This is a genomic window from Microbacterium sp. 10L49 (assembly GCF_056395125.1).
This window is the reverse complement of record NZ_JBFTIW010000003.1, coordinates 566,740-592,950: the sequence shown is the minus strand read 5'-3', so window position 1 is coordinate 592,950 and position 26,211 is coordinate 566,740. Positions and strand designations below refer to the sequence as shown.

The following is a 26,211-nucleotide window of genomic DNA, read 5'->3' as shown; positions in this document are numbered from 1 at the left end:
CGGGTCACAGTCCGCTGCAGTCGAGCCCGCGATAGACGCGGGGCGCGCCGTCGAGGATGAGGGCCACCGTTCCTGCGGCGACGCCGAGGGACGTCTCCTGCCCGATGCAGTCGATCCGAGTGACGCCCGTACCGCTCGCCGGGACCGTCAGCGCGGTCTTGGTCGGCCACGGATCCAGCCAGAGCTCGGGCGCGGGGAACGTGCTGCCCGCAGGGTCGTGGTCGGCGTTCAGGATGTAGCCGTCAGCGCGGTTCCACAGCACGGCGAGTTCGCCCTCGGGGGTATCGAAGAGGAGGCCCTTGTTCTCCGGGTCCGCGAAGCTGAGCCAGCGGACGAACGTGGCGCGGTCGAGCAGCCGTGCCGCGTTCGCGTAGGCGAGCAGAGACGGCTTCGCGCTGGTGTCGCGGTTCATCAGGCCGTAGTGATACTCGGCGTCGGCGGGGTTCGCGACCTGTGGATTACCGAGGACGCTGTCGTGGAACTGGTACCAGCACACGCAGCGGACGCCCTCCGCCTTCGCGAGCGCAAGGCTCAGGAACACGTTCTCCGCGGCGTGCCGGTAGGTGTCGTACCACCACGCGTTGGGTTTGGTGCAGGCGTACGCCTCGGTCATCCAGATCTCCTTCGGCCCGTACTGCGCGATGAGCGCCTTGAGCCGGCGCAGGCCTCCGAGGAAGTTCCAATAGGTGCCGTTCGCCCCCGCGTCCACCGGGCCCTGCGGCTCGTAATCGGGGGTGAAGTTGCCTCGACCGGGGTGGAAGGCGATGCCGTCGATGAGGTCCCAGCCGCCGCCGGCGTGGAAGTTCTGCACCCAGGGCTCGTCCATGCCCGCGAGCCCGTTGTTCAGCAGCTTCAGCGATGCTCCGGTGGCGACCACCCGGTCGTGCACCGGACGCAGCGCCTTGTCGATGTACGACTGTGCGGCGGTGCCGGTGTTGAAAGGACGGTTCAGCTCGTTGCCGACCTCGAAGTACTCGGCGCCGGCCGCGACGGCGGTCGCCGTGTTCGTGTCTGCCCAGGCCGTCGCCTCGGCGGCGGTGGCTGTGAGCGAGGGCTGCAACTCGATGTTGTGCGACATGCCCCGGGCGTCGAAGGCCGAGGGCGGCAGCCCGGGCCCGCCGTCGTACGAGATCCGCACGCGGTCGACGCCGATGCTCTGCCAGAGGTCGAGCAATGCGGTGGCCGAGGGCACCTGGAGCCACGGGTAGTTGGCCATGCCGAACATGCTGTCCGACGTCGCGGCGTCGTCCCGCGGCGGGACCGCCGCGAGGTTGGTGCGGGCGAACGCCTCGATCCCGCCGGAGACCGCCGCGACCTCGGTGACGACGAAGCCGGATCCCGGTGCGGTCAGGGAGAAGGCGTGGTCGAGGGTTCCGGCAGCCGGGACGACCACGGCGACCGTCTGGCTCGCCAGCAGGTTCCCGTTGAAGTCGCGCGCCCACCAGACCAGGTCGACCGCGCGATCGGTCGCCGCGCCGTTGGCGACCTGGGCGGAGATCGTGAGCTGCTGGCCGGCCGATGTCCACAGACCGAACGGCCGGTCTGTCCAGACCTCGATGCCGAGGTCCTGCGCCGTGCCGATCGAGGCGACCGCCGAGGGCCGCTTGTCACTGAAGAAGAAGTCCGCCCGGCTCACGACGCTGCCGTCAGGCTGGGTCACCCCGGGCGCGTGCACCCAGGTGGAATTCGTCCAGGACTGGCGGGAGCGGTCGAGGATGAGCAGCCCATGCAGGGCGCCCCATGCCGATGTGTGCGCGACGCCGACCGCGTCCTCGAAGGGTATTCCTCCGCCGGCGTCCCTCTTCCACTCGGTGAGCGCGACGTAGCCGTCCGGCTCGGTGCTTGACATGATCGCCCGGCTGAACAGGAACCCGTCCGGGATGAAGACACCGGATCCTGAAGCGTGCCACTCGAGCCGCACATGGCGCGTGCTGATCGAGAACAACCCGTACACCGCGATCGGCCCGGCCGCGGCGGGCATCACGTAGTCCATCCGGATGGCAGGAGTGCCGTCGGCGAGCGTCACGAGCGTGGGCGTTCCGCCAGTGGAGACCTGAATGCCCGTCGCGGTGTCCTTGGTCTGGAACTTGGAGCCCTGCATCCGGATGACACCCGAGCCATCCCTGATCGCGACGCGCCCGCCGACGCTCGCGACGATGCTCACTCCGTCGGCACTCAGGGTCACGTCGCCCGCGGTCGCATTCGCGCGGATCGGGCTCTGGGCCGCCACCAGCAGTGCGCCCGCGGCGAAGGTGGCGCCCAGGAATCCTCGGCGCGTGAATCCCGCGCCGGCATCGTTCGGTTTCGTCATCGGATCTCCCTTGATCATGATAATGCGCATTAGCGCACGAACGGGTTTCAGTCTGATCCCTCTCCATCGTGGAAGTCAAGAAGACTTGCGCTTCGTGAAGATACGCATTAGCGTCGGGGCATCGCCTTGGTGATAGGCATTATCAGACGCGGAGGACGCAATGTCGGGGAAGACGGGCAAGACGACCCAGAAGGAGATCGCACGGATCGCCGGGGTCAGTCAGACGACGGTGTCTCTCGTGCTCAACGATCGGGACGGCACGAACGTCCGCATCCCGGAGGCCACGAGGGAGCGGGTGCGTCGCGCGATCGAGCAGACGACGTACGTGGCAGACCCCGCCGCGCGCAGGCTCGCCGGGCTCGACAACAAGATCCTCGGCGTCTTCACTTACGAGTCCGCCCTGACCGCGGAGAGCATGGACTTCTACGGTCCGCTGCTCAACGGGATCGAACGCGCCGCCGAGCGGTACGACTGCGACCTCCTGTTCTTCACGAGCTCGCCCGTCGAGAACGGCTCGCGCCGCCTCTTCCACCGGAACACGCGGCTGCGCCTCGCCGACGGCTGCATCCTGCTCGGCCAGCACATGGACGGGGAGGAGCTCGCCCGTCTGGTCAGCGAGGGCTTCCCGTTCGTCGCGGTCGGACGACGCGACGAGGCCGAAGGCGTGCCCTACGTCGGGATCGACTACCGCGCGCTCACCCGCGATCTGATCGCACGGGCGGTCGAGCTGGGCCACACGTCGGCGGTGTACGTGCACGGCGATCGGGACACCCCGTCGTCCCGCGACCGGCTCGCCGAGATCGAGGCGGCAGGTGCGGGCGGACCGCTGTCCTTCCGCTCGCTGCCCGAAGTCGGCCGGGATCTCGCCGCGACCGCGCGCACGATCGTCGAGAGCGGCGCGACCCTCGTGGTCGCCGAAGACGCCTTCGCCGCCGAAGACCTCGCGCTCGCCCTCGAGCGGCAGGGTGTCGCGCTGCCGGTACAGGTCTCCATCGCCGCGCTCGGTGAGGTGCAGAGTCACACCGTCAAAGGCCTGCGCCTCTCCGGCTTCCACACCCCGCGCCAGCGCATCGCCTTCGAGGCGCTGGGCCTGCTCAGGGAGCTGATCGCGGCCGACCCCGAAAGCGCGGGAACGATCGATCGGCAGCGCCTTCTGCAGGGGTCCCTCGAACCCGGCGAGACGCTGATGGCACGTCGGGCCGACGTATGAAGGAGCTTCGCGCCGACATCGCGATCATCGGAGGCGGGCTCGGGGGCGTCGCCGCTGCGCTGGCCGCTCTCGGCCGCGGCAAGCGCGTGATCCTCTCCGAGGAGTACGCGTGGCTCGGCGGTCAGCTCACCTCTCAGGCGGTTCCGCCGGACGAGCACATCTGGGTCGAGCAGTTCGGCGTCACGGCCCGGTATCGCGCGCTGCGCGAAGGGATCCGTGCGTACTACCGCTCCTTCTACCCGCTCACCGACGCCGCCCGCCGCGACCCGAGGCTCAACCCCGGACTCGGACGCGTGAGCAGGCTCTGTCATGAGCCGCGGGTCGCCGTTTCGGTGATCGCGCAGCAGCTCGCCCCGTACCTCTCCAGCGGCCGGCTCACCGTCCTGCAGCCTTACGTGCCGACGTCTGCCCTGGTCGCAGAGCACGTCGTCTCCTCCGTGACCCTTCGTCACGTCGAGGACGGCACGGAAGTGCAGGTGGAGGCCCCGTTCGTACTCGATGCCACCGAGACGGGAGAGCTCCTCCCACTGACGGGGACGGACTACGTCGCGGGGGCGGAGTCGCGCTCCGAGACGGGGGAGCCGAGCGCGCCGGAGCAGGCCGATCCCGGCAATCTCCAGGCGATCTCCTGGTGCTTCGTGTTCGACCATGTCGAGGGCGCCGACTTCACGATCGAGCGGCCGGCGACGTACGAGTACTGGCGCGAGTACGCGCCGGCCTTCTGGGGCGACCGGCTGCTCTCCTTCACCGCACCGCAGCCACGCACGCTCGAGCCCGAATCCCGCACGTTCCACGTCAATCCGCCCTACAGCGATGACGGCGCGACGCCGGATCCCCGCGAGGATCCGGGCGATCTCGACCTGTGGGAGTTCCGCCGGATCATCGCCCGTCAGAACTTCCTGCCCGGCGCCTACGAGAGCGACATCGTCATGGCCAACTGGCCGATGCTGGACTACCTCGACGGATCCGTCTTCGACGATCCCGATGCGGCGACCCACCGCGCCGCTGCGAAGGAGCTCTCCCGCTCCTACCTGTACTGGCTGCAGACCGAGGCCCCGCGCCCCGACGGCGGCACGGGCTGGCCGGGACTGCGCCCGCGCGGCGATCAGACCGGCACGGCGGACGGATTCGCGCAGGCGCCGTACGTCCGCGAGTCGCGTCGCATCCGGGCGGTCACCACCGTGGTCGAACAGGACATCTCGGTCGCGTCCCGCGGTCACGCCGGTCCGGCGACCTTCCCCGACTCGGTCGGCGTCGGCATGTACCGGATCGACCTGCACCCCTCGACGGGCGGCGACAACTACATCGATGTCGAGTGCGCACCGTTCGAGATCCCTCTCGGTGCGCTCGTCCCCGTCGACACGCGCAACCTCATCCCCGCCGCGAAGAACATCGGCACGACCCACATCACCAACGGCGCATACCGCCTCCATCCCGTCGAATGGAACATCGGGGAGTCCGCGGGTGAGCTCGCCAGCTTCTGCATCGACGAATCCACGCTTCCGAGACATGTGCTCTCGGACCAGGAACTGCGACAGCGGTTCCAGAGCCGGCTCGTCGAGTCGGGCATCGAGCTCCACTGGCCGGAGATCCTCGGCTACTAGCGCGTCCCTCCTATCAAGAAAGCCCCCCATGAACACAGCAAAGAAGCTGGTCGGCGCTGCTGCCCTGGCGACGGCCGCGATCGTCGCGATCACCGGATGCAGCGCCACCCCGACCGCCCCCGCGCCCACCACCGCCGCCCCGAACAGCGTTGCCCTCCGCATGACGGTGTGGACCTCGAACGAGGCGCAGCTCGCGCTGTTCGCCTCGATCGCCGACAGTTACAAGGCGACGCACCCTGAGATCAAATCCATCACCTTCGACAGCCTCCCGTTCGCGGACTACAACACGACGCTCACGACGCAGATCGCCGGCGGCAATGCCCCGGACCTCGCGTGGATGGGGGATCTGTCCAAGGACCTGATCGCCTCCGATGCCCTTCTGCCGCTCACCCCCACGCTGAAGGAGACCAAGGGCTGGGGGTACGACGATCTGCTCCCCAGCGCGACCACGGAGTTCTCGAAGGGCGGGCAGCTCTACGCCTATCCGTTCTCGAACTCGCCGTACGCGCTCTACGTGAACAAGGATCTCCTCGCCGCGGCCGGCCAGTCCCTCCCTGCCTCTGGAGCGACCTGGGATGACATCTCGAAGATCGGGGCAGCGGTGAACGCCGCGACAGGGAAGGCGGGGTTCGTCATCCGCGACTTCGACTACTCCGCCTGGAACACCCTGGCCACGGTCTGGACCGGGTGGGGCGCGAGTGCCTGGAACGCCGACGGCACGAAGTGCACCTTCGACGACGACAAGATGGTCGGCGCCTTCACCTTCCTGCATGACGCTGTCTTCAAGGACTCCGCCATGCCCGGCCCCGGCACCAAGGCCGACTTCTTCGCCGGCGACTCCGCGTTCACCGTCGCTCAGGTCTCCCGGGCCTCGCTGCTCACCGGCAACTTCGGATACGAGGTCGTGCCGCTTCCCGCCGGTCCCGCTGGGTCCTACTCGGTGATCGGGCAGGCGGGCATGGGAGTCCTCCGCACGAGCGCGCATCCGCAGGAGGCGAGCTCCTTCCTCGCCTATCTGACCGGACCGGAGAACAGCGCCAAGCTCTCTCAGTTCTTCCCCTCGGCGCGCAAGTCTCTGCTGACCGGCGAGAAGCTGGCGGCGAACAACACGAAGCTGACCGCCGAGCAGCTGCAGACGGTGGTCGTGGATCAGATCCCCGGTGCCGTCACCCTGCCGAATCACACCAGTCCTGCCGAGATCGCGCAGAAGGGCAAGACCGCCCTCGACGCGATGTGGAAGCCCGATGCGGACGTCAAGAAGGTGCTGGGCTCTGTCTGCTCGGCGATCTCCCCGCTCCTGGTGAAATGACGATGACTGTCAGCTCCACCATGCCCCGGGAGGCATCACCGGACGCCTCCCGGGGCGCCGGAGGGCCGGATCCCGTGCGCAGGCGCGCGACCCGATTCTGGACGATGCGCCGGCGAGACGCAGCCGCGGGCTACCTCTTCATCGCGCCCCAGCTGGCGGGCGTCGTGCTGTTCGTCCTGATCCCGGTCGGCCTCGCGATCGTCTACAGCCTGAACAAGTGGAACATCTTCACCGGGCAGCTCAGCTTCGTCGGCGGGGCGAACTACGCCGCGCTCGCCGCGGATCCGCAGCTGCCGAGCGTGCTGGGTGCCACCGCGGTGTTCTCCCTCGGCGTCGTGGTGCTCAACATCGCTCTCGGGCTCGGTCTGGCTGTGATGCTCAATCGCCGTTTCCGAGGGGTGACGTTCTTCCGCACCCTGTTCTTCTCCCCGGTCGTGATCTCGGTCGTGGCCTGGACGCTGGTCTGGGGTTTCCTGCTCCAGGACAACGGCGGGATCAACGCCTTGCTCGCGCAGATCGGCATTCACGGCCCGAACTGGCTGCAGGAGGGGCCCACTGCGATGGGCGCCGTGATCGTGACGCAGGTCATCCGCAGCGTCGGGGTGAACATGGTGCTGTTCCTGTCCGCGCTGCAGGGGGTGCCCGGAGAGCTGTACGAGGCGGCCCGCATCGACGGGGCCGGCAGCCGCACGATCTTCACGCGCATCACGCTGCCGCTCATCTCGCCGACGCTGCTGCTCACGAGCATCATCACGATCGTGGGTGCGCTGCAGGCGTTTGCGCAGATCGCAGTGCTCACCGAGGGCGGCCCCGCCCTTTCCACGACGGTGCTCGTCTATTACGTCTTCCAGCAGGCCTTCACGTTCAACAACATCGGATACGGCTCGACCCTCGCACTGATGCTGCTCACGTTCGTGATGCTGCTCACCGTCCTGCAGTGGCAGCTCCGAAGGAGATGGGTCTTCTATGAGAACTGAGACACTCGCGGAACCGCAGCTGGCCGGACGGGCGACCCCCTCGCAGATCGTGACCCCTCGACCTCGGCAGGGGCGGATCCTCCGCCGGATCGTGCTCTACGTCGCCCTCGGTGTGCTGGCGCTGCCGTTCGTCGTGCCGACGATCTGGATGGTCGCATCCTCGTTCAAGCCACTCGACCAGATCTTCGCCGCGCCGCCCACGATCTTCACCGCGTCGCCGACCTGGGACGCGTACGTGCAGGCGTTCGGGTTCCAGCCCTTCGCCCGCCAGTACGGCAACAGCGTCTACATCGCCGTCGTCGTGACGCTCATCGCGCTCCTGGTGTCGAGCCTCGCGGGCTACGCCTTCGCGCGCATCCGCTTCCCCGGGCAGAATGCGCTGTTCCTGGTCGTGCTGATCGGCCTGCTGGTGCCCGGAGAGGTGACGATCGTCCCGCTCTTCCAGATGTTCAAGAGCGTGGGGCTGATCAATACGCACTGGCCGCTGATCCTCGTGACGGCGCTCGCCGCGCCCTGCGTGCTGGCGACCTTCATCATGCGGCAGTTCTTCATCGCGCTGCCTGTCGAGCTGGAGGAGGCCGCCCGCCTCGACGGGCTCGGACGGCTGGCGATCTGGTGGCGGATCTGCCTGCCGCTGGCGAAGCCCGCCCTGTCCGCCGTCGCGATCCTCACCTTCCTGGCGTCCTGGAACCTCTATCTGGAGCCGACCGTCTACCTGACATCACCGGACCTGTTCACGCTGCCGCAGGCGCTCACGCGCTACACCGACGCATACGGCGGCGAGATGTGGAACACGCAGCTGGCCGCGGCGACCATGACGGTCGTGCCGGTGCTCGTGGTGTTCCTGATCGCGCAGCGGCAGTTCGTCGAGGGGCTGGCCCACTCCGGGCTGAAGGGCTGAGGGCTGAGGGCTGAAGAGCTGAGGGCTGAGACGGTGACGCGGCCGCGGTCGGGTGCCGCTTCCGCAGGACTTCTGCAACTCTGCAGGATGATTCCGCGCGGATCATCCTGCAGAGTCGGGTCCGTCCTTCAGAGCTCGACCGGCGCGACCTCGAAGTACAGGTCCGCGTGCAGGGCGCAGCGCGGGTTGAATGCGGCTGCACATCGCGGGCAGGCGGTCGCGCCGAGGTAGTCGCGGATCTCGAGCTCGTGGCCGCAGACGCCGCAGAGCACGGCCTTGGCGTCCTGCTCGGCGAGCGGCCACGGCCGGGACGGGTGTCCGGCCGTCTCGTCGTGGCAGAGGTGGCAGGGGTAGTACTCGCCGCAGCACGCGAATCGGATCGCCACGACGTCGAGCTCGGTGCGGTAGTGCACGCAGCGGGTCTGCCCGTCGACCGGGCGACCCTTGATCTCGACCTGCTCGATGCCCATGGCAACGATCCTAGGCAGGCGGCGTGTTCAGCCACGGTGCACGTCCACGGGCACGATCATCGGCGTGCCGGCGACCGGATCCGGGATCACGACGGCTTCGAGGTCGAAGACCTCGCGCAGCAGCTCGACGGTGACGACGTCACCCGGAGCGCCCTCGGCGACGATGCGGCCGTCGCGCATCGCGACGAGATGGTCGGCGTAGCGTGTGGCGAGGTTCAGCTCGTGCATGACGACCACGACCTGCGTGCCGCGCTCGCGCGACAGCCGCACGAGCAGCTGCAGCAGCTCCACCTGGTGCGCGAGGTCGAGGTACGTGGTGGGCTCGTCGAGCAGCAGGATGTCGGGCTCCTGCGCGAGCGCCATCGCGACCCACGCGCGCTGCCGCTGTCCGCCGGAGAGCTCGTCGATGGAGCGCTCCGCGAACTCCGTCATGCCGGTCACCTGCAGGGCATCGGCCACCACCTCGTCGTCGCGGCGGTCGCGCCCGCCCAGCCAGCCGCGGTGCGGGGTGCGACCGCGGTCGACGAGCTCGGCGACGCTGATCCCGTCGGGGGCGATCGGCGCCTGCGGCAACAGGCCGACGAGCCGGGCGACCTCTTTGGTGGGCAGCTGCGAGATCGCGGTTCCGTCCAGTAGCACGGATCCGCTGCGCGGCTTCAGCAACCGGGCGAGCGTGCGCAGCAGGGTCGACTTGCCGCAGCCGTTACCGCCGACGATCATCGTGATCCCTGACACGGGCAGGGCCAGGTCGAGGCCGTCGATGACGGGCGCGCCGTCGTAGCCGGCGGTCAGGTCGTTCGCTTCGAGGGTGTGCGAGCTCATGCGCGCGTGCGTCCTCTCATCAGGAGCCAGAGCAGGAACGGCGCACCGATCGCGCCGGTGAGCACGCCGACGGGTAGCGTGATCGGGAAGGCGTGCTGTCCGGCCGCGTCGCCCGCGAGCACGATGATCGCGCCGAGGAGCGCGGAGACCAGAGGGAGTGCGGCGTCGCGCCGGACCAGCCGCAGCGCGATGGGCCCGGCCAGGAAGGCGACGAACGAGATCGGTCCGGTCAGTGAGGTCGCCACCGCGATGAGCAGCACCGCGCACAGGATCAGCAGGATCCGGGAGCGCTGCGGGCGTGCGCCGAGCGCCGTCGCGGAGTCGTCGCCGAGTCGCAGCACCGGCAGCGTCCGCGCGGCCAGCAGGGCGACCATGAGCAGCACGGCGAGCACGGGAGCAGTCGGGGCGAGCTGGTCCCAGAGGCTGCGGCTGAGGGATCCGGCCATCCACACGGTCGCCTGCTCGGCGGCCTTGACGTCGGAGCGCGTGAGGACATAGCTGATCACGGCCTGCAGCGCCGCGGCGACGCCGATGCCGACCAGCACGAAGCGCAGGCCGGAGAGGCCACGGCGGTGGGCGAGCGCCCAGATCAGCAGCGCGGTGGCGAGCCCCCCGGCGACGGCCGCGCCGGCCACCATGAGCCCGGAGGCGCCGAAGAAGGAGATGGCAGTGATCGCCGCGGCGCTGGATCCGGCGCTGACGCCGATCACGTCGGGGCTCGCGAGCACATTGCGCAGCAGGGTCTGGAACAGCATGCCGCCGAGGCCGAACGCCGCTCCGGCCAGCAGCGCGCCGACCGCACGGGGCAGGCGCAGTTCGACCACGGCGAAGCTCACGCCGGGCACCGTCTGGCCGGTGAGCGCGCGCAGCACGTCGGGCAGGGCGAGGGTCTTCGTGCCGAACATGAGGGCTGCGCCGAACAGGAGGACCGTGACGACGGCGAGACCCGCGATGAGCACGGCGTCGCGGGCCTCGCGGTGGCACCGAGCAGCGCGGAGCCGATCGGCGGGTGCGGACGTCGCGTCGGGTCGTGCGGTGTCGAGGACGGTCACAGGCCCACCGCCTTGCGCCGGCGCAGGAGCGCGATGAAGACCGGAGCGCCGATCACGCCGGTCACGATGCCCACTTCGAGCACACCGGGCCGAGCCAGGATCCGCCCGATCACGTCACAGACGAGCAGGAACGAGGCTCCGGCCGCGGCCGACAAAGGCACGATCCAGCGGTAGTCGCTGCCGACGAGCAACCGCACCGCATGCGGGACGGCGAGCCCGACGAACCCGATCGGACCCGCGAGGGCCGTCGCCGTGCCGCACAGGAGCACGACCGCGAGCACCGCGGTGAGCCGGGATGCGCCGACGCTCACGCCCAGCCCGCGAGCGACGTCGTCGCCGAGCGCGAGCGCGTTGAGTCGGCCGGAGCAGGCGACGGCGAGCACGGCACCCAGGGTGAGAAAGCCCCCGAGCTGCGCCAGCGTGGAGAACGACGCCGCTGTCAGGGATCCGACTTGCCAGAACCGGAAGCTCTCCAACGTCGACTGGTCGACGATGAGGATGCCCGTGATCACGGCCGTCGCGATCGCCGTGACCGCCGCGCCCGCGAGCGCGAGCGTCACCGGGGTCGCGCCACCGGGACTCGCCGCGGCGGCGCCGTAGCCCACGACCACCGCCACGGCGGCGCCGGCGAGGGCGCACCACACGATCGCGAGCGGCGCCTGCCACCCGAACAGCGTCATGCCGAGCACCACGAACAGCGACGCTCCGGCGTTCACGCCGAGCAGGCCGGGGTCGGCGAGAGGGTTGCGAGCCATGCCCTGCATGAGGGCGCCGCCCATGCCCAGCGCCGCGCCGACCAGCAGTCCGGTGATCGTCGTAGGCACCCGGGAGAGCACGGCCGCCTGGTCCGTGGAACCGTCGGGGCGCAGGAACGCGTCCCACACGGCGCCGGGCGGCACGATGCGCGCACCCAGCGCGAGGGAGAGCCCGCTCGCGACGAGAAGCGCGACGAGGCACACGACGAGCGCCCACGTCGGGGACAGACGCACGCGACGGCGTGCCTCGGATCCCGGCGCGGGCGGCGTCGGTGCAGGGGCGAGGGTCATCAGGCCTTGGCGGCAGCCTCGCCGAGCATCTTCGCGTAGGTCGGCAGCGCCCATGGGATGGACAGCACGGTGGGCGCTGATACCGCCATCAGCAGGGCTTCGTCGTTCATGAGCGCGACGGAGCCCTTCTTCACGGCGGGGATCCGGCTCAGCAGCGGGTCGTTCTGAAGGGTGGACAGGTCGCCGCCCTGCACGTAGACCACCGCGACGTCGGCGTCGAGCTTGTCGGCCTGCTCGGCCGAGATCGTCGCGACGAAGCCCTTCTCGTTCTCGGCCAGGTCGGTGATGGACTGCGGCGTGGCGAAGCCGAGGTCGTTCAGGTACTGCACGCGGGTGTCGCTCGGCGTGTAGTACTGCACCTTGCCGAGATCCTTCGCGTCGACCCACATGACCATGCCGGTCTTGCCCTTCGCCGCGGGGTACTTCGCCATCTCGGTCGCCATGGCCTTCTCGGTGTCGGCGATCAGGGTCTTGGCCTCTGCGGACTTGCCGAGCGCTGCGCCGACCATCGTGGTGGAGTCGCGCCACGAGGTGCCCCAGGGCGTGCCCGGGTAGGCGACGGTGGGGGCGATCTTGGCGAGGGTGTCGTACTCCTGCTTGGTGAGACCGGAGTTCGCGCCCAGGATCAGATCCGGCGAGGTGTCCGCGATCTTCTCGTAGGGGATCCCGTCGGTCTCGTCGTGCAGTGGCGGAAGCTTCGCCTTGTCGGCGTCGATCGCGTCCTTCGTCCACTCCAGGTAGCCATCGCCGTCCGCGTCGCCGAAGGTCGACTTCGGGATCGTGACCGGGATCGTGCCCAGGGCGATCGCGGCATCGAAGCTGCCCCAGCCGATCGTGGCGACGTTCTTCGGTGCCGATTCGATGACGGTCTTGCCGTAGACGTGCTCGATGGTCGCGGGGAAGGCACCGCTCGAGGATCCGGTTCCGGTCGTGCTGGGCGCGGACCCGGCGGAGCACGCGGACAGCGCGAGGGCGCCGGCGGTCAGGAGGGTGAGGACGGCCGCGCCACGGCGCAGACGGAGGGAGGGCATGGGATCTCCTCGAAGAAAGGCAGTGGGTAGATAGGTAAGCCTAACCTATCTGCCTGATCTGTCGAGAAGGGCCGGAGCCGCCTGCGCGGCGGGTGCTTCAGAGTCCGTTGAGCAGCCCCAGGCACGGCCCGATCACGACGAGCCAGGCGGCCGCGGAGATGATGAGCACGCCCACGCCGATGCCCCTGGTCTTCGCCCAGATCAGCAGCACCGCGCCCAGGATCAGCGGCAGTACGAGCGCGCCGATCGAGAACGCGGTTCCGAGGTTGGCGAGGCTGAAGAACAGCACCAGAGCGATCAGCATGGATCCGCAGCCGACCGCGGTTCCGACGCCGATCCCCGCGCCGAAGCTCAGTCCCGAGCGCGGTGGTGGTCCGCCGGCCGGACCGGCATACGCCGCGTAGCCGCCCGGCGCTGCGGGGGTTCCCGACGCTCCCGGATATGAGCCCGGCGCGCCGGGATAGGCGCCGGGCGCGGCGCCCCCCGAGGGAGGACCGGTGGGCGCCACCGGATCGGGCGGCGGAACCACCGTCCGAGCCGGAGGGATCTCGGCGCCCCCCGGAGGGATCGCGTCGCCCGTCGGTATTGGGCCGCCGAGCGGTGGGGCGAGGGGAGGGGCGGCCGGCTCCGGGAGGGGTGCCTGAGGAGGCGCGGGCGGACCGGGCGGTGCAGGTGCGGGCGGTGCCGCCGGCGGGCTCGGCGGCGCGGGTGGCCGGGGCGGGCCCGGCGGCTGCTCGGGGGCGCCGGGTGCGGGTGGATCCGGCTGGACCACCGGCTGCTCCGGATCCGGTTCGGACGGGTCCTCAGGCGTGCTGTTCACTCGGGATCCTCCTTGGGATGAGCGGGAAGGCGCCTCGCCGCGCCTTCCAGACGATGCGGGCGAGCAGGAGCGGGATCGTGACGATGAGGAACAGCTGCGGTCGGGTCAGGCCGAGCCAGGCGACGTCGTTGCCGCGCACGAACTCCACGAAGAAGCGGAAGATCCCGTATGCCGCGATGTATAGCGTGAGGGTCTCGCCGGCGGCGATGTCGCGGTGGCGCAGCCAGAACCAGAGCAGGCAGAACGCGGCCGCGTGGAACGCGATCTCGTAGATGAAGCTCGGGTGCAGCGGCACTCCCGCCGTAGATCCGACCCGCGCGGCGGCCGCGGGATCCAGCACGATGCCCCAGTCCGCACCAGTGGGGGTGCCCGGCCGCTCGGTGAACAGGCAGCCGAACCGGCCGATCGCCATCGCGATCGCGACCGCCGGGGCGAAGAGGTCGCCGCTGCGCTCGCGGTAGCCGACGATCTTCTTGGCGACGTGCACGCCGAGCCAGGCTCCGACCAGGGCGCTCAGGATCGAGGCGTTGCCGTGCGTGAGCTGCGAGACGAGGTCGCGGTTCTTGGTGAGGTCGATGTGCTGAGCCCAGGTGCCCAGGCGACTCAGGATCGCTGCGCCCAGCAGCGCTCCGAGCACGAGATATGCCACCCGCGGATCCGTGACGCCCCGCCGGCGACGCTCGATGAGGAACACGATCCCCGCCGCGCCCAGTCCGAGCGCGACGAAGAACCCGTGCGTCTCGAGCGGAGGCGCCCACGGTCCGAGCAGATCCTGCAGCGTCGGGAACATCAGAACCGCCCGATCCAGAACATCACCCAGAACGGGGTCGCGACAGCGGCGAGCACCGCGAGAGCAGAGAGATACGCGAGCACGAGGCGGGTGTCGCCGAGCTTGCACTTCGAGCGCAGCAGACCCTGACGGCGGGCGCGCGCATATCCGGCGATGGCGACGAGTGCGAAGCCCAGCACGGCGATCGGACCGAGCAGGCACGCGATGAGCGCGACTGTCGTGAACACGCACAGCCGCAGGGGATCGAACGGCGGCGCGGCGGATCCGACGGTCTCGTCGTAGCGGTTCAGGCCGGACAGGTCGAGCTCACCGGGCGCGCCCGTCGGGCCCTCGCCCTGAGGGGCGGAGGACGGATCCGGAAGCGCAGCGGACACGGGTCAGTGCCCCACCGAGAGCGGCAGCCGGGCGCGGTCCCCGACGTCGACGCCCGCCTCTGAGGCGGCGCCGCCGGCGCGAGCACCCGCGGATCCGGTCGCTGTCGAGATGCGCGTGCGGGAGAGCGGCGCCCACGCCTGCACGGCGCAGAACGGCGCGCACTGGTGCGCCGACGTCTGCTCGTTGACCGTCGCGACATGCACGCAGCACTGCGTGAGGCGCTCCTCGATCATGGTGTTGATGTCCATGAAGGGCTTGACCGTGATGCGCTTGACGCGTTCGCCGAGGAACTGCCTCAGCCGCTTGTGCTGCCCGGGCAGCGCCGCGGTGGCGAGCTTGGTGAGCGTGCCGATGCCGAGGTCGCAGCCCGTGCAGATGTCCTTCCAGAGGGATCCGATCGAGGGGTGCGACAGCGACGACTGCTCGCTGAGCAGGTCGAGCAGCGACTGCTTGACCGAGTCCTTCAGCTTCTGATTGATGCCGCTGTCGGCGATGCGGTTCGCGATCAGATCCGGGTTGAGGTCGAGGAACTCCTTGAGCCGGTCGTGCCCGACGAGCTTCGTGAGCGAGTTCCAGGATCCGGAGTCGTCCTTGAGCAGGTAGCCGACCGAGCAGCAGTGCGGGTGGCTGCAGGGGAGCGCGGTGAGATCTTTCCAGGTGACCTCGCCGTCGGTCTGCGGCTCGAGCCGGGCGAGCACGCCCGTGTGCGTGAGACGGTCGTGCGGGTCGATCCCCGCCGAACGGCCGGATCCGAACACGGGCTGGATCGTGACGCCGCCCACGTAGGGCGTCTCCATCGCGCGACGGATCACGGCGCCGATCTCGCCGTCGTTCACGCCGAGGGCTGCGGTCATGGTGAGGGTCGTGAACACCCCCGCCTCGCTGAGTCGTGCGAGCGCGCGTTCCTTGAACCGGCGGATGTCCGCGCCACGGTGGTAGGCGGACGCCCCGGCGCTCTCGCCGTCGTACTGCAGGTAGACCTCGACCCGCTCGCGGTGCTTCTTGAGCGTCGCGACGAGGGCGTCGTCCTGCGCGATGCGCAGACCGTTCGAGTTGAGCAGGATGCGTACGATCGGGCGCGCCACGAGGTGCTCGAGCAGCTGCTCCAGCCAGGGGTACAGCGTCGGCTCGCCGCCGGAGAGCATCAGCACGTCGATGCGATTGTTCTCCTTGGCGAGCCGGGCATCGACCGAGGCGAGCACTTCCGCGAGCGGGGCGATGGCGCTCGCCGCAGGGCTGGATTCCGCGAAGCACGTCGGGCAGCGCAGGTTGCAGTGGTCGGTGAGGTCCTCCAGCAGGATGCAGGTGTGCTGCGTCTGCATCTCGGGCAGGCCGTCCTCGTAGGCCGAGGGCACCGGTTTGAAGTTGCCTGCGAGGTCGGGTTCGTGCACTTTCGTCGGTGCGGTCCACTGCTCGAGGTAGGTGAGGATCTCGGCCGACTCGTCGTAGAGCGTGCGCTGCAGTCCGTGCTCGGGGCAGCCTCGCTCGAGCCAGACGCGGTCGCCTCGCACCGCCAGCCAGCCGCTCAGCCGGCGGACATCCGCGAGCGGACGTTCCGGATCCTCTTCATGGCACGTGGGGCAGAACGCGTTGACGTAGCGGTGCACGCGGTAGTCGCGCAGGGGCTGTCCGGATCCGGCGGTCTTCGCGCGGACGGGGGCTCCCGCCGCACCGGGGCCGAAGCCTGCCGGGTTCTCCACGGTGGGGGGCATGCGCTCACCCTAGCGGCCGGGTGGTTCCGTGTCGGGGGTGCGGACGGGGCGTGTGGATAACCGCGCGGTCGCGAAGTCCGATCGTGCGGCGAGGACGTTCGTGCCGGATGTATGCGCACACAGGAGCGGAGGGCCGCCCGCAAGGACGGCCCTCCGCAGTGAGGATTTCAGCGGCGCTCGACGGCCTTCGCCACCGCGCCTGCGGCAAGCAGGAACAGTCCGGCGAAGAGCAGGAACGGGTCGTAGAACCCGGTCTGCGCGAGAGAACCCGTCCTCGCGGTGGCTGCGTGCAGGCTGCGCACAGCCCCGTTCAGACCGTGCGTCACGTGAGACACGACCTGAACGCCACCGTTACCGGCGGCCGGGGTGGTTCCGCCATTGCTGGTTCCGGGCGTGCCCGGAGTTCCGGTGCCCGGGGTGCCCGGGGTGCCCGGAGTTCCGGGAACGGTGGGCAGGCCGGGCAGCGATCCAGTGAGCCCTCCGATGACGCCGGGGAGGGATCCGGTGATCCCTCCGATGACGCCCGGGAGGGATCCGGTGACTCCGCCGATGACGCCGGTGACCACCGGAACGGTTCCGGTCACGCCGCCGATGACGCCGCCGAGGTTCGGCAGGCCCGGGAGGGTCCCGCCGTTGCCCGGGGTGCCACCGGTTCCGGGAAGACCCGGGATCGTGGGCAGGCCGGGGACGGTGGGCAGCCCCGGAAGGCTGCCGGTGATTCCGCTGAGGACGCCGCCGAGGTTGGGCAGGCCGGCGCCGGGGTTCGGCTCGCCGGGGAGGACGCCCGCGAGGGCGCCCGTCAAGCCGCCGAGGTTCGGCAGACCCGGAAGGATCCCGCCGTTGCCCGGGGTTCCCGGGTTGCCGGTTCCGGGGAGGCCCGGGACGGTGGGCAGGCTGGGCAGGTTGCCGGTCAGTCCGCCGAGGATCCCGCCGATGTTGGGCAGGCCCGGGAGGGTTCCCCCGTTACCGGGGGTTCCGGGGTTGCCGGTTCCGGGGAGGCCCGGGATGGTGGGCAGGCTGGGCAGGTTGCCGGTCAATCCGCCGAGCGCACCGGTGATGGCACCGATGGGCAGGTTGGGCAGGCCCGGGAGGGTGCCGCCGTTGCCGGTTCCCGGGAGGCCCGGGATCGTGGGCAGACCGGGGACAGTGGGCAGGCCGGGCAGGTTGCCGGTCAGTCCGCCGAGGATCCCGCCGATGTTGGGCAGGCCCGGAAGGGTCCCTCCGTTGCCCGGGGTTCCCGGGTTGCCGGTTCCCGGGAGACCCGGGATGGTGGGCAGGCTGGGCAGGTTGCCGGTCAATCCGCCGAGCGCACCGGTGATGGCACCGATGGGCAGGTTGGGCAGCCCCGGGAGGGTTCCCCCGTTACCGGGGGTTCCGGGGTTGCCGGTTCCAGGGAGGCCCGGGATGGTGGGCAGCCCCGGAAGGCTGCCGGTGATTCCGCTGAGGATTCCGCCGAGGTTGGGCAGGCCCGGGAGGGTTCCGCCGTTACCGGGGGTTCCCGGGTTGCCGGTTCCAGGGAGACCCGGGATCGTGGGCAGTCCGGGGACGGTGGGCAGCCCCGGAAGGCTGCCCGTGATTCCGCCGAGGACGCCGCCGAGGTTGGGCAGGCCCGGGAGGGTTCCCCCGTTACCGGGGGTTCCGGTTCCCGGGAGTCCCGGGACGGTGGGCAGGCCGCCGGTCAGGTTGCCGAGGTTCGGCAGGGTGACGGAGGCGTGCGGTGCGGTGGTGCCGGTGGTGGGCAGGGCTGCGTCGACGTAGACGTTGGTGCTGTCGGTGCCGATGCGGTCGGTGGTGCTCACTCCGTTGGGGCCTGCGGTGAGGTCCCAGACGTCCTTGATTCCGAGGACGTTGAGGTTCTTACCGACGTTCAGGCCGTTCGGGGTCGTGCCGGCGTGAACCGAACCGATCCCCGGGAGGGGAACCGTGACCACGCCAGGCGTGCCGCCGTTGCCCGGGAGACCCGGAACAGAGGGCAGACCCGGGAGGGATCCGGTCAGACCGCCCAGCGCACCGGTGATGGCACCGATAGGCAGGGATGGAAGGCCCGGAAGGCTGCCACCGGGGGTGCCCCCGGTGCCGGGGAGACCCGGAACGGAGGGCAGACCCGGGAGGCCGCCAGTGATCCCGCCGAGGCTCGGCAGGGTGACGCCAGCGTGTCCCGGCGTGGTGCCGGTGGTGGGGAGGGCTGCGTCGACGTAGACGTTGGTGGCGTCCGTGCCGATGCGGTCCGTGGTGGACACGCCGCTAGGGCCTGCGGTGAGGTCCCAGACGTCCTTGACTCCGAGGACGTTCAGGTTCTTACCGACGTTCAGCCCGCCGGGGGTGGTGCCGGCGTGGACGCTGCCGACGCCGGGGATGGGAACCGTGATCACGCCAGGCGTGCTGCCGGTGCCGGGGAGACCCGGAACCGAAGGCAGGCCCGGAACAGTGGGCAGGCCCGGGAGGGATCCGGTCAGACCGCCCAGCACACCGGTGAGGTCACCGATGGGCAGGGTGGGCAGGCCCGGGAGGGTTCCCCCGTTGCCGGGGGTACCGGTTCCCGGGAGGCCCGGGACGGTGGGCAGGCCGCCGGTGATCCCGCCGAGGTTCGGAAGGGTCACGCCGGCGTGCGGGGCCGTGGTCCCGTTCGTCGGGACGGCTGCGTCGACGTAGACGTTGGTGGCGTCTGTGCCGATGCGGTCCGTGGTGGATACTCCGTTGGGGCCGGCGGTGAGGTCCCAGACGTCCTTGACTCCGAGGACGTTCAGGTTCTTACCGACATTCAGGCCGTTCGGGGTGGTGCCAGCGTGAACCGAACCGACGCCGGGAACCGGAATCGTGACCACGCCAGGAGTGGCGCCGGTGCCGGGCAGGCCCGGAACCGAAGGGAGGCCGGGGACGGCCGGCAGCCCGGGGAGCGTGCCGGTGATTCCGCTGAGGACTCCGCCGAGGTTCGGCAGAGCCGGGATCGAGGGCAGCCCCGGAATGGTTCCTCCTCCATTACCTCCGGGGGTGCCGCCGGTGCCCGGAAGCCCGGGCAGGGAGCCGCCACCGGGAAGACCCGGGACGGTGGGGAGGCCGCCGGTGATCCCGCCGAGGTTCGGCAGACTCACGCCGGCGTGCGGGGCCGTGGTCCCGTTCGTCGGGACGGCTGCGTCGACGTAGACGTTGGTGCTGTCGGTGCCGATGCGGTCGGTGGTGGACACGCCGTCGGGGCCAGCGGTGAGGTCCCAGACGTCCTTGATTCCAAGGACGTTGAGGTTCTTACCGACGTTGAGCCCGTTCGGGGTGGTGCCGGCGTGAACCGAACCGATCCCCGGAAGGGGAACCGTGATCTCGCCCGGAGCTCCGCCAGTCCCGGGCAGTCCCGGAATGCCGGGCAACGAACCGCCCGGAAGCCCAGGAAGTCCAGGAAGTCCAGGAAGTCCAGGAAGTCCAGGAAGGCCGGGTGTGCCGCCGTTGCCCGGGAGGCCCGGAACGGAGGGCAGACCCGGGAGGTGCCCGGTGATTCCGCCGAGGGTGCCGGTGACGCCGCCGAGGGTGTCGCCGACGTTCGGCAGGCCCGGCAGCGACGGAACGCCCGGGAGGCCGGGGGTGCCGCCGTTGCCCGGGAGTCCCGGGACGGAGGGCAGACCCGGGAAGTGCCCGGTGACCCCGCCGATGGTGCCGTTGACGCCGGATGCGACGGAGTCGGTGACCCCGTCGACGGTGTCGCCGACTCCGTTGCCCGCCGCCGTGACGACCGAGCTGACGGTGTCTGCAGCGCCGCTGGCAGCAGCGTGCGTGACGTCGTCGACCGTGTTCGTCACGCCGGTCGTGGCTGCGTCGGTGACGCCGCTGACCGTGTCCGCGGCTCCGTCGGTCGCCGCCTCGGCGGTCTGGACGATGGCGTCAGTGACGTCCGGGACGGACGGCACGGAAGGCAGACCCGGATCCGTGCCGCCACCTGACGGGACCGTGCCCGTGACTGTGCCGAGCGTGTCGCCGACGAGGTCCGAGACGTCCTGCGTGACCGCGGGAAGGCCGCCGGTTCCTCCGCCTCCGCCGCCCTGCGACGGGTCGCAGGCGCCGGCCACGAGGTTCGTGACTGCCGTGAGTGTGCTGTTGACGACGTTGCAGCCGCAGTCGGCGCCATTGGGTGGCGCCTCTGCGGCATTTGCCGCCGTCGCGCCGGCGAGAGTGATCCCGCCCGCGATGAGCGTGCCCCAGAGAGCACGCTTGACGATGCGATTCATGTTCTCTTTCCTTCTGATCTGGGGATGCGCGAATGCGCGATGACACGTGCCGCCTCGAAGGCGGTCGTGCCCCGATCAGTCGGGAGAGGAGTCGTGGTCCGCGACCGGCGAGACCGGCAGGCGGTCGTCGCCTGCGGATCCGGTGCGGACGGTCAGCAGACGGTCGCCTGCCGACAACGAAGAGATGGTGCCGAAGAGGCGCACGTCGCTCGTGCTGCCACCGGATGCGGATCCGGTGCCGGGCACCCCGAACTCAGACGTCGGGGAACCCGACGGGTGCTGCGCGGGTGCTGCGGGCGCGGTCGCTGACGGAGGCGCGGAGAGCGCCGCCGTGGCGACGTCATCGAGGGCGGGAAGCGCGCGTTGCGCCTCGCCTCGCGCCGAAGCAGGCGTGACGAGGGGAGACGAGGCGGAGGAGACCGGGTCGAATGCGCCGTGAAGAGCGGGAACGGCGGGGGATCCGGCCGGATCCGCGACCGGGGAGGCCGGCGGCACAGGCGCGGTCGCGCCGCGCACTGTCTCGGTCACGGTTCCGACGGTGCCGTCGATCGAGACGGCGATCCGCGGGAGCGCATCGGTCACGGCGCCGAGCGTCGTGGGCACGCGGTGCAGAACAGCGTTGACCGGCGCGAGCACGGGGCTCAGCGCCGGGACGACCGTGTCCGTGGTCGTCGTGACGACGTCGATCGCGGCGCCGGCGGTCTGGTCGACGCCCTCCACGACCGGGAGGACGGCTTCGACGATCGGCGCGACCAGCGGTGCAACCGGCACTGCGGCCTCTGCGGGCGCGGGTGCCGCGTCCGTCACCGCGTCGACGACGGGTACCGGAAGTACCTCGGAAACGGTGGTCTGCACGGCCGAGAGCATGCTCTGAACGGTGGCCGGCGCCTCGACGATCGTGTCCTGAACTGCGCCGACGGTGCTCTGCAGCGTGCCGAGGAGGCTCGGAGGCGGCGGGGGTGCGGTCTCTGCAGCCTGCGCGGATCCGGATCCGAAAGCGATCGACAGAGCCACCCAGCCGAGGGCGAAGAATCCGCCCGCGACCGCAGCGGGGACGAATCCCCGTAGCGACCGCGTACGACCCCGCATGAATACCCCCCGATATACCGCCGTTACGGCACAAGGTATTCCCTGCGCAGAGCATCTGTCTAGAGCCACTTGCGGTTGTTTCCCGCGGCGTCACCGGATCGAGACCAAGCACTGTCGGACGGATCCCAGGGGGTCGGCGCTGACGTAGCGTTGATACGTGAGTTCTCCTGCCCTCGATGTGGCCGCCGTCCGCGCCGACTTCCCCCTGCTCGCCGAATCCGTGAACGGGGCTCCGCTGGCGTACCTCGACTCCGCGGCGACGAGCCAGAAGCCCCGCGTCGTGCTCGATGCCGAGCGCGACTTCCTGGAGCGCTCCAACGCGGCCGTGCACCGCGGGGCGCACACGCTCGCCGCTGAGGCGACGGAGCTCTACGAGGACGCCCGTGCGGCCGTGGCCGGCTTCGTGGGCGCGCATCAGGACGACCTGGTCTGGACGCACGGCGCCACCGAGGGGCTGAACCTCGTGGCGTACGCAATCGGCAACGCGACCCTCGGCCGCGGCCTGCCCGAGAGCGCCCGTTTCGCGCTGCAGCCCGGCGACGAGCTCGTCGTGACCGAGGTGGAGCACCACGCGAACATCGTTCCCTGGCAGGAGCTGGCAAAGCGCACGGGTGCCGTCCTGCGCGTGATCCGGATCCGCGACGACGGATCCCTCGACCTCGATCACGCCGCCGAGATCATCGGATCCCGCACCCGCGTCGTCGCCTTCACCCACGTCTCGAACGTGCTCGGCATCGTGAACCCCGTGGCGGAGATCGTCGCCCTCGCGCAGGCCGTCGGCGCGCTCACCGTGCTCGACGCCTGCCAGTCGGCGCCGCATCTGCCGCTCGACCTGCCCGCACTGGGCGTCGATCTGGCCGTGTTCTCCGGCCACAAGATGCAGGGCCCATACGGCATCGGCGGGCTGTACGGACGTCGCGAGGTGCTTGCCGCGCTGCCGCCGTTCCTCACCGGCGGCTCCATGATCACCCGCGTCACCTTCGAGCGCACCGAGTTCCTGCCGCCCCCGCAGCGGTTCGAGGCCGGCACGCAGCCGGTGTCGCAGGCGATCGCCCTCGCCGCCGCCGTGCGGTACCTCGACAACCTCGGCATGGATGCGGTGCACGCGCACGAGACCGAGCTCGAACAGCGCATGCGCACCGGTCTCGGCGCCATCGACGGCGTGCGGCTTCTCGGTGCCGCGGACGGCGCCGAACGGGTGGCACTGCAGTCCTTCGTCGTCGACGGGGTGCATGCGCACGATGTGGGCCAGTTCCTCGACTCCCGCGGCGTCGCCGTGCGCGTCGGGCACCACTGCGCCGAGCCCGTGCACGCCCGCCTCGGCGTGACGGCGTCGGTGCGCGCCTCTGCGGCGCTCTACAACACGGCCGACGAGGTCGACCGGATGCTCGACGCCGTCTCCGGTGTGCGCGCATTCTTCGGCGTCTCCGGATCCTCCGACCAGCAGGAGGTGCACGCATGAGCGGCCTCGAGGACCTCTACCAGGAGCTGATCCTGGACCACTCCAAGCGCCCGCACGGCAAGGGCCTGCTCGGCGCGGAGGATGATCCGCACACCGCCGAGTCGCACCAGCGCAACCCGATCTGCGGCGACGAGATCACGTTGCGCGCCCGCGTCTCCGACGACGGCGCGCGCATCACCGAGGTGAGCTGGGAGGGATCCGGCTGTTCGATCTCGCAGGCCTCCGCGTCGATGCTCACCGAACTCGTGGTCGGTCACTCGCGGGAAGAGGCGGGGGAACTCATCGACGGATTCCGTGAGGCGCTGCGTTCCCGCGGTGCGATGGAGCTCGATGAGGACGTCTACGGCGACGCGGCCGCCCTGACCGGCGTCTCCCGCTACGTCGCGCGCGTCAAGTGCGCGATGCTCGGCTGGGTCGCCCTGGAGGATGCGCTGCGCCGGGCCTGAGGCGGGGTTCTGCCGTTTCGAAGCGCGCAAATGACCCCTTTCCGGGCCTGGATGGAGCCATTTGCGCTCTTTGAATCCAGGAGGGGAGTCGGCGAACTGTTACTCGGGCTGTTGCGGCCGAGTCTTCGGATCCGGATCCGGTGCTGTACCTTGACACTGTGGCCCTGACCTGTCGTTGTTGTCTCTGAGCGCGATCCGCGCTTCTCCGACGACCACAGACAGCCCTGCGCTCTTCCGGCGCGACCACCGTTCAGGACAACTTCCGTGCGCTACGCCAGCCATGTCGCCGACCTCGTCGGCGCGACGCCCCTCGTCCGTCTCTCGTCCGTCACCGGTGCGACCGCCGAGCGCGGCGCGATCCGCGCGACCGTGCTCGCCAAGGTCGAGTACTTCAACCCCGGCGGATCCGCGAAGGATCGCATCGCACGGTCGATCGTCGATGCCGCAGAGCGCGAGGGCCTGCTCCAACCGGGCGGCACGATCGTCGAGGCCACGAGCGGCAACACCGGGGTGGGCCTCGCGCTGGTCGCGCTGCAGCGCGGCTATCGGATGGTGTTCGTGGTGCCGGACAAGTTCGACGGGCCCAAGGTCGCCACGCTCCGCGCCTACGGCGCCGAGGTCGTCGTCACACCCACGTCGGTGCCGCCCGAGCATCCAGAGTCGTACTACTCGGTCGCCGCTCGGCTGGCCCGCGAGATCCCCGGGGCCTTCAACCCCAATCAGTTCGCGAACCAGAACGGCCCTCGCGGGCACTACGAATCCACCGGCCCGGAGATCTGGTCTGACACGGACGGCCGGGTCACGCACTTCGTCGCGGGCATCGGCACCGGCGGCACGATCAGCGGCACCGGCCGCTACCTCAAGGAGGTGAGCGCCGGACGCGTGCAGGTGATCGGCGCGGATCCCGAGGGCTCCATCTACTCCGGCGATGAGATCCACTCCTATCTCGTCGAGGGCGTCGGGGAGGACTTCCTGCCGGCCACGTTCGATCCCGCCGTGGTCGACGGCTACGAGCGGATCTCCGATGCGGAGTCGTTCGCGATGACCCGTCGGCTCGCGCGCGAGGAGGGCCTGCTCGTCGGCGGCTCCAGCGGCATGGCCGTGGTCGCCGCGCTGCGCGTCGCCGAGGGCCTCGGGGAGGACGACGTGGTCGTCGTGCTGCTGCCCGACCACGGCCGCGGCTATCTCGACAAGCTCTACGACGACGACTGGATGACCGGGCACGGGTTCGCCGTGCCGTCCGCCCCGGCGAGTGCACACGCACTCGCCGAGCCCACATCCTCTTCGCGCCAACAGGATGTGCACTCGCCGGGAGCACATTCTGTCGACGCGCACGCGCCGCACGCCGACCGCCTCCCCGCGCCGACCGAGACCGCACGGCCGTAGCGCACGACTGAACCCGAGAGGATCCCACCATGACCATCGAGACCGACAAGACCGCCACCGCCGCCATCCACGCGGGCCAGGCCGCCGACCCCTACACCGGCGCGGTGATCCCGCCGCTGCACCTCTCGACGACGTTCGTGCAGGACGGGATCGGCGGCCTCCGCCAGGGCTACGAGTACGGCCGCAGCGGCAACCCGACGCGGGACGCGCTGCAGGCGCAGCTCGCCGCGCTCGAGGGCGGCACGCACGCCTACTCGTTCGCCTCGGGCCTCGCCGCGGAGGACACCCTGCTGCGTGCGATCCTGCAGCCGGGCGACCATGTGCTGCTCGGCAACGACGTCTACGGCGGCACGTTCCGGCTCATCTCCCGGGTGCTCGGCGGCTGGGGGATCACGGTGCAGGTCGTCGACATGAGCGACACCGAGGCGGTGCGCGCGGCCGTCGCCGCGAAGGCCCCGCGCGTGCTGTGGGTCGAGACCCCGTCGAACCCGCTGCTGCGCATCTCGGACATCGCCGCGCTCGCGGAGATCGGACACGAGGCCGGATCGGTCGTCGTGGTCGACAACACCTTCGCCACCCCCGCGCTGCAGCGCCCGCTCGCACTCGGAGCCGACGTGGTCGTGCACTCGACGACGAAGTACCTCGGCGGGCACTCCGACGTGGTCGGCGGCGCGGTCGTGCTGCGCGACGCCGAGCTCGCCGAGAAGGTCGGCTTCCTGCAGTTCGCGGTGGGAGCGGTGTCCGGGCCGTTCGACGCCTGGCTCACCACGCGCGGCATCAAGACCCTGCCGGTGCGGATGCGCCAGCACAACGAGAACGCGCAGGCCGTGGCCGAGTTCCTCGCCGCGCATCCCCGCGTCACCGGCGTCTACTACCCCGGCCTGCCCGAGCACCCCGGCCACGAGCTCGCCGCGCGGCAGATGTCGGGCTTCGGCGGCATCGTCTCGGTCGCGCTGGAGTCGGGCGAGGCCGCCCGTCGCTTCGCCGAGTCGACGCGCGTGTTCCAGCTGGCGGAGTCGCTCGGCGGCGTGGAGTCGCTCGTCAACTACCCCGACGCGATGACGCACGCCTCGGTGCGCGGGACCGAGGCGGCCGTGCCCGTGGAGGTCGTGCGTCTCTCGGTCGGCCTGGAGGACGTCGCCGACCTGCTCGCCGACCTGGAGCAGGCCCTGGCCGGCTGAGCG

At 70.4% G+C, this 26,211-nt stretch carries 21 protein-coding genes; 9 read left to right on the top strand and 12 right to left on the bottom strand.

The features are described from left to right. Positions 1-4: 4 nt before the first annotated feature. Entirely contained in the window at positions 5-2,311 is a 2,307-nt protein-coding gene (locus AC1DCT_RS10610) for a hypothetical protein (RefSeq protein ID WP_477429066.1), read from the bottom strand. 160 nt (positions 2,312-2,471) lie between these two features. On the opposite strand from AC1DCT_RS10610, the gene AC1DCT_RS10605 reads away from it, so the two are divergent. Genes AC1DCT_RS10605 through AC1DCT_RS10585 form a run of 5 tightly spaced genes read left to right on the top strand, consistent with a single transcriptional unit; the run spans position 2,472 to position 8,312 of the window. Next, entirely contained in the window at positions 2,472-3,521 is a 1,050-nt protein-coding gene (locus tag AC1DCT_RS10605; RefSeq protein ID WP_477429064.1) for a LacI family DNA-binding transcriptional regulator, read from the top strand. After that, positions 3,518-5,125: an FAD-dependent oxidoreductase gene (locus tag AC1DCT_RS10600; RefSeq protein WP_477429062.1), complete on the top strand. Its 1,608-nt coding sequence runs from the start codon at positions 3,518-3,520 to the stop codon at positions 5,123-5,125. Before AC1DCT_RS10605 ends, AC1DCT_RS10600 begins: the two co-directional genes overlap by 4 nt. Before the next feature lie 28 nt (positions 5,126-5,153). Further along, on the top strand, positions 5,154-6,434 hold the full coding sequence (locus AC1DCT_RS10595) for an ABC transporter substrate-binding protein (RefSeq protein ID WP_477429060.1): 1,281 nt from the start codon (positions 5,154-5,156) through the stop codon (positions 6,432-6,434). After that, positions 6,431-7,411, top strand: a complete 981-nt coding sequence (locus AC1DCT_RS10590) for a carbohydrate ABC transporter permease (RefSeq protein ID WP_477429058.1) — start codon at positions 6,431-6,433, stop codon at positions 7,409-7,411. Before AC1DCT_RS10595 ends, AC1DCT_RS10590 begins: the two co-directional genes overlap by 4 nt. After that, positions 7,401-8,312: a carbohydrate ABC transporter permease gene (locus tag AC1DCT_RS10585; RefSeq protein ID WP_477429056.1), complete on the top strand. Its 912-nt coding sequence runs from the start codon at positions 7,401-7,403 to the stop codon at positions 8,310-8,312. The genes AC1DCT_RS10590 and AC1DCT_RS10585 overlap by 11 nt, the downstream gene beginning before the upstream one ends. Positions 8,313-8,440: 128 nt before the next feature. On the opposite strand, the gene AC1DCT_RS10580 is transcribed toward AC1DCT_RS10585, so the two are convergent. The 11 genes from AC1DCT_RS10580 to AC1DCT_RS10530 all read right to left on the bottom strand — a co-directional run bounded on the left by AC1DCT_RS10580 (position 8,441) and on the right by AC1DCT_RS10530 (position 21,733). After that, complete coding sequence (locus AC1DCT_RS10580) at positions 8,441-8,782, bottom strand: CHY zinc finger protein (protein WP_477429054.1); 342 nt, start codon at positions 8,780-8,782, stop codon at positions 8,441-8,443. Between the two features lie 27 nt (positions 8,783-8,809). Beyond that, positions 8,810-9,604, bottom strand: coding sequence for an ABC transporter ATP-binding protein (locus AC1DCT_RS10575; RefSeq protein WP_477429052.1), 795 nt, complete (start codon positions 9,602-9,604; stop codon positions 8,810-8,812). Beyond that, positions 9,601-10,656: a FecCD family ABC transporter permease gene (locus AC1DCT_RS10570; RefSeq protein ID WP_477429050.1), complete on the bottom strand. Its 1,056-nt coding sequence runs from the start codon at positions 10,654-10,656 to the stop codon at positions 9,601-9,603. Before AC1DCT_RS10570 ends, AC1DCT_RS10575 begins: the two co-directional genes overlap by 4 nt. Further along, the gene (locus tag AC1DCT_RS10565) at positions 10,653-11,702 is read right to left on the bottom strand and encodes a FecCD family ABC transporter permease (protein ID WP_477429048.1); all 1,050 of its coding nucleotides are present in this window, start codon (positions 11,700-11,702) and stop codon (positions 10,653-10,655) included. The genes AC1DCT_RS10570 and AC1DCT_RS10565 overlap by 4 nt, the downstream gene beginning before the upstream one ends. Further along, positions 11,702-12,733 carry an iron-siderophore ABC transporter substrate-binding protein gene (locus tag AC1DCT_RS10560; protein ID WP_477230062.1) on the bottom strand — a complete coding sequence of 344 codons (1,032 nt, stop codon included), beginning with the start codon at positions 12,731-12,733 and terminating at the stop codon, positions 11,702-11,704. Before AC1DCT_RS10560 ends, AC1DCT_RS10565 begins: the two co-directional genes overlap by 1 nt. A 97-nt stretch (positions 12,734-12,830) precedes the next feature. Then, positions 12,831-13,262 (bottom strand): hypothetical protein, encoded by a 432-nt coding sequence (locus AC1DCT_RS10555; protein ID WP_477230063.1) that lies wholly within the window; start codon positions 13,260-13,262, stop codon positions 12,831-12,833. 274 nt (positions 13,263-13,536) lie between these two features. Then, a complete protein-coding gene (locus tag AC1DCT_RS10550) occupies positions 13,537-14,343 on the bottom strand; it encodes a prolipoprotein diacylglyceryl transferase (RefSeq protein ID WP_441978161.1) in 807 nt (268 codons plus the stop codon). After that, a complete protein-coding gene (locus AC1DCT_RS10545; RefSeq protein WP_441978162.1) occupies positions 14,343-14,717 on the bottom strand; it encodes a hypothetical protein in 375 nt (124 codons plus the stop codon). Before AC1DCT_RS10545 ends, AC1DCT_RS10550 begins: the two co-directional genes overlap by 1 nt. 3 nt (positions 14,718-14,720) lie before the next feature. Continuing rightward, positions 14,721-16,430 (bottom strand): radical SAM protein, encoded by a 1,710-nt coding sequence (locus tag AC1DCT_RS10540; protein WP_477429046.1) that lies wholly within the window; start codon positions 16,428-16,430, stop codon positions 14,721-14,723. Positions 16,431-16,597: 167 nt separating this feature from the next. Then, positions 16,598-20,644, bottom strand: a complete 4,047-nt coding sequence (locus tag AC1DCT_RS10535) for a beta strand repeat-containing protein (RefSeq protein ID WP_477429044.1) — start codon at positions 20,642-20,644, stop codon at positions 16,598-16,600. A gap of 75 nt (positions 20,645-20,719) precedes the next feature. Beyond that, positions 20,720-21,733: a hypothetical protein gene (locus AC1DCT_RS10530; RefSeq protein ID WP_477429043.1), complete on the bottom strand. Its 1,014-nt coding sequence runs from the start codon at positions 21,731-21,733 to the stop codon at positions 20,720-20,722. Between the two features lie 157 nt (positions 21,734-21,890). Here AC1DCT_RS10530 and AC1DCT_RS10525 point away from each other — a divergent pair, with 157 nt between their 5' ends. The 4 genes from AC1DCT_RS10525 (at position 21,891) to AC1DCT_RS10510 (ending at position 26,208) form a co-directional block, all read left to right on the top strand. Continuing rightward, a complete protein-coding gene (locus AC1DCT_RS10525; RefSeq protein WP_477429041.1) occupies positions 21,891-23,195 on the top strand; it encodes an aminotransferase class V-fold PLP-dependent enzyme in 1,305 nt (434 codons plus the stop codon). Continuing rightward, the gene (sufU, locus tag AC1DCT_RS10520) at positions 23,192-23,641 is read left to right on the top strand and encodes a Fe-S cluster assembly sulfur transfer protein SufU (RefSeq protein ID WP_477429039.1); all 450 of its coding nucleotides are present in this window, start codon (positions 23,192-23,194) and stop codon (positions 23,639-23,641) included. The genes AC1DCT_RS10525 and sufU overlap by 4 nt, the downstream gene beginning before the upstream one ends. Before the next feature lie 264 nt (positions 23,642-23,905). Continuing rightward, complete coding sequence (locus AC1DCT_RS10515; RefSeq protein ID WP_441978168.1) at positions 23,906-25,027, top strand: PLP-dependent cysteine synthase family protein; 1,122 nt, start codon at positions 23,906-23,908, stop codon at positions 25,025-25,027. A 29-nt stretch (positions 25,028-25,056) separates the two neighbouring features. Further along, on the top strand, positions 25,057-26,208 hold the full coding sequence (locus AC1DCT_RS10510; protein WP_441978169.1) for a cystathionine gamma-synthase: 1,152 nt from the start codon (positions 25,057-25,059) through the stop codon (positions 26,206-26,208). Positions 26,209-26,211: the final 3 nt, after the last annotated feature.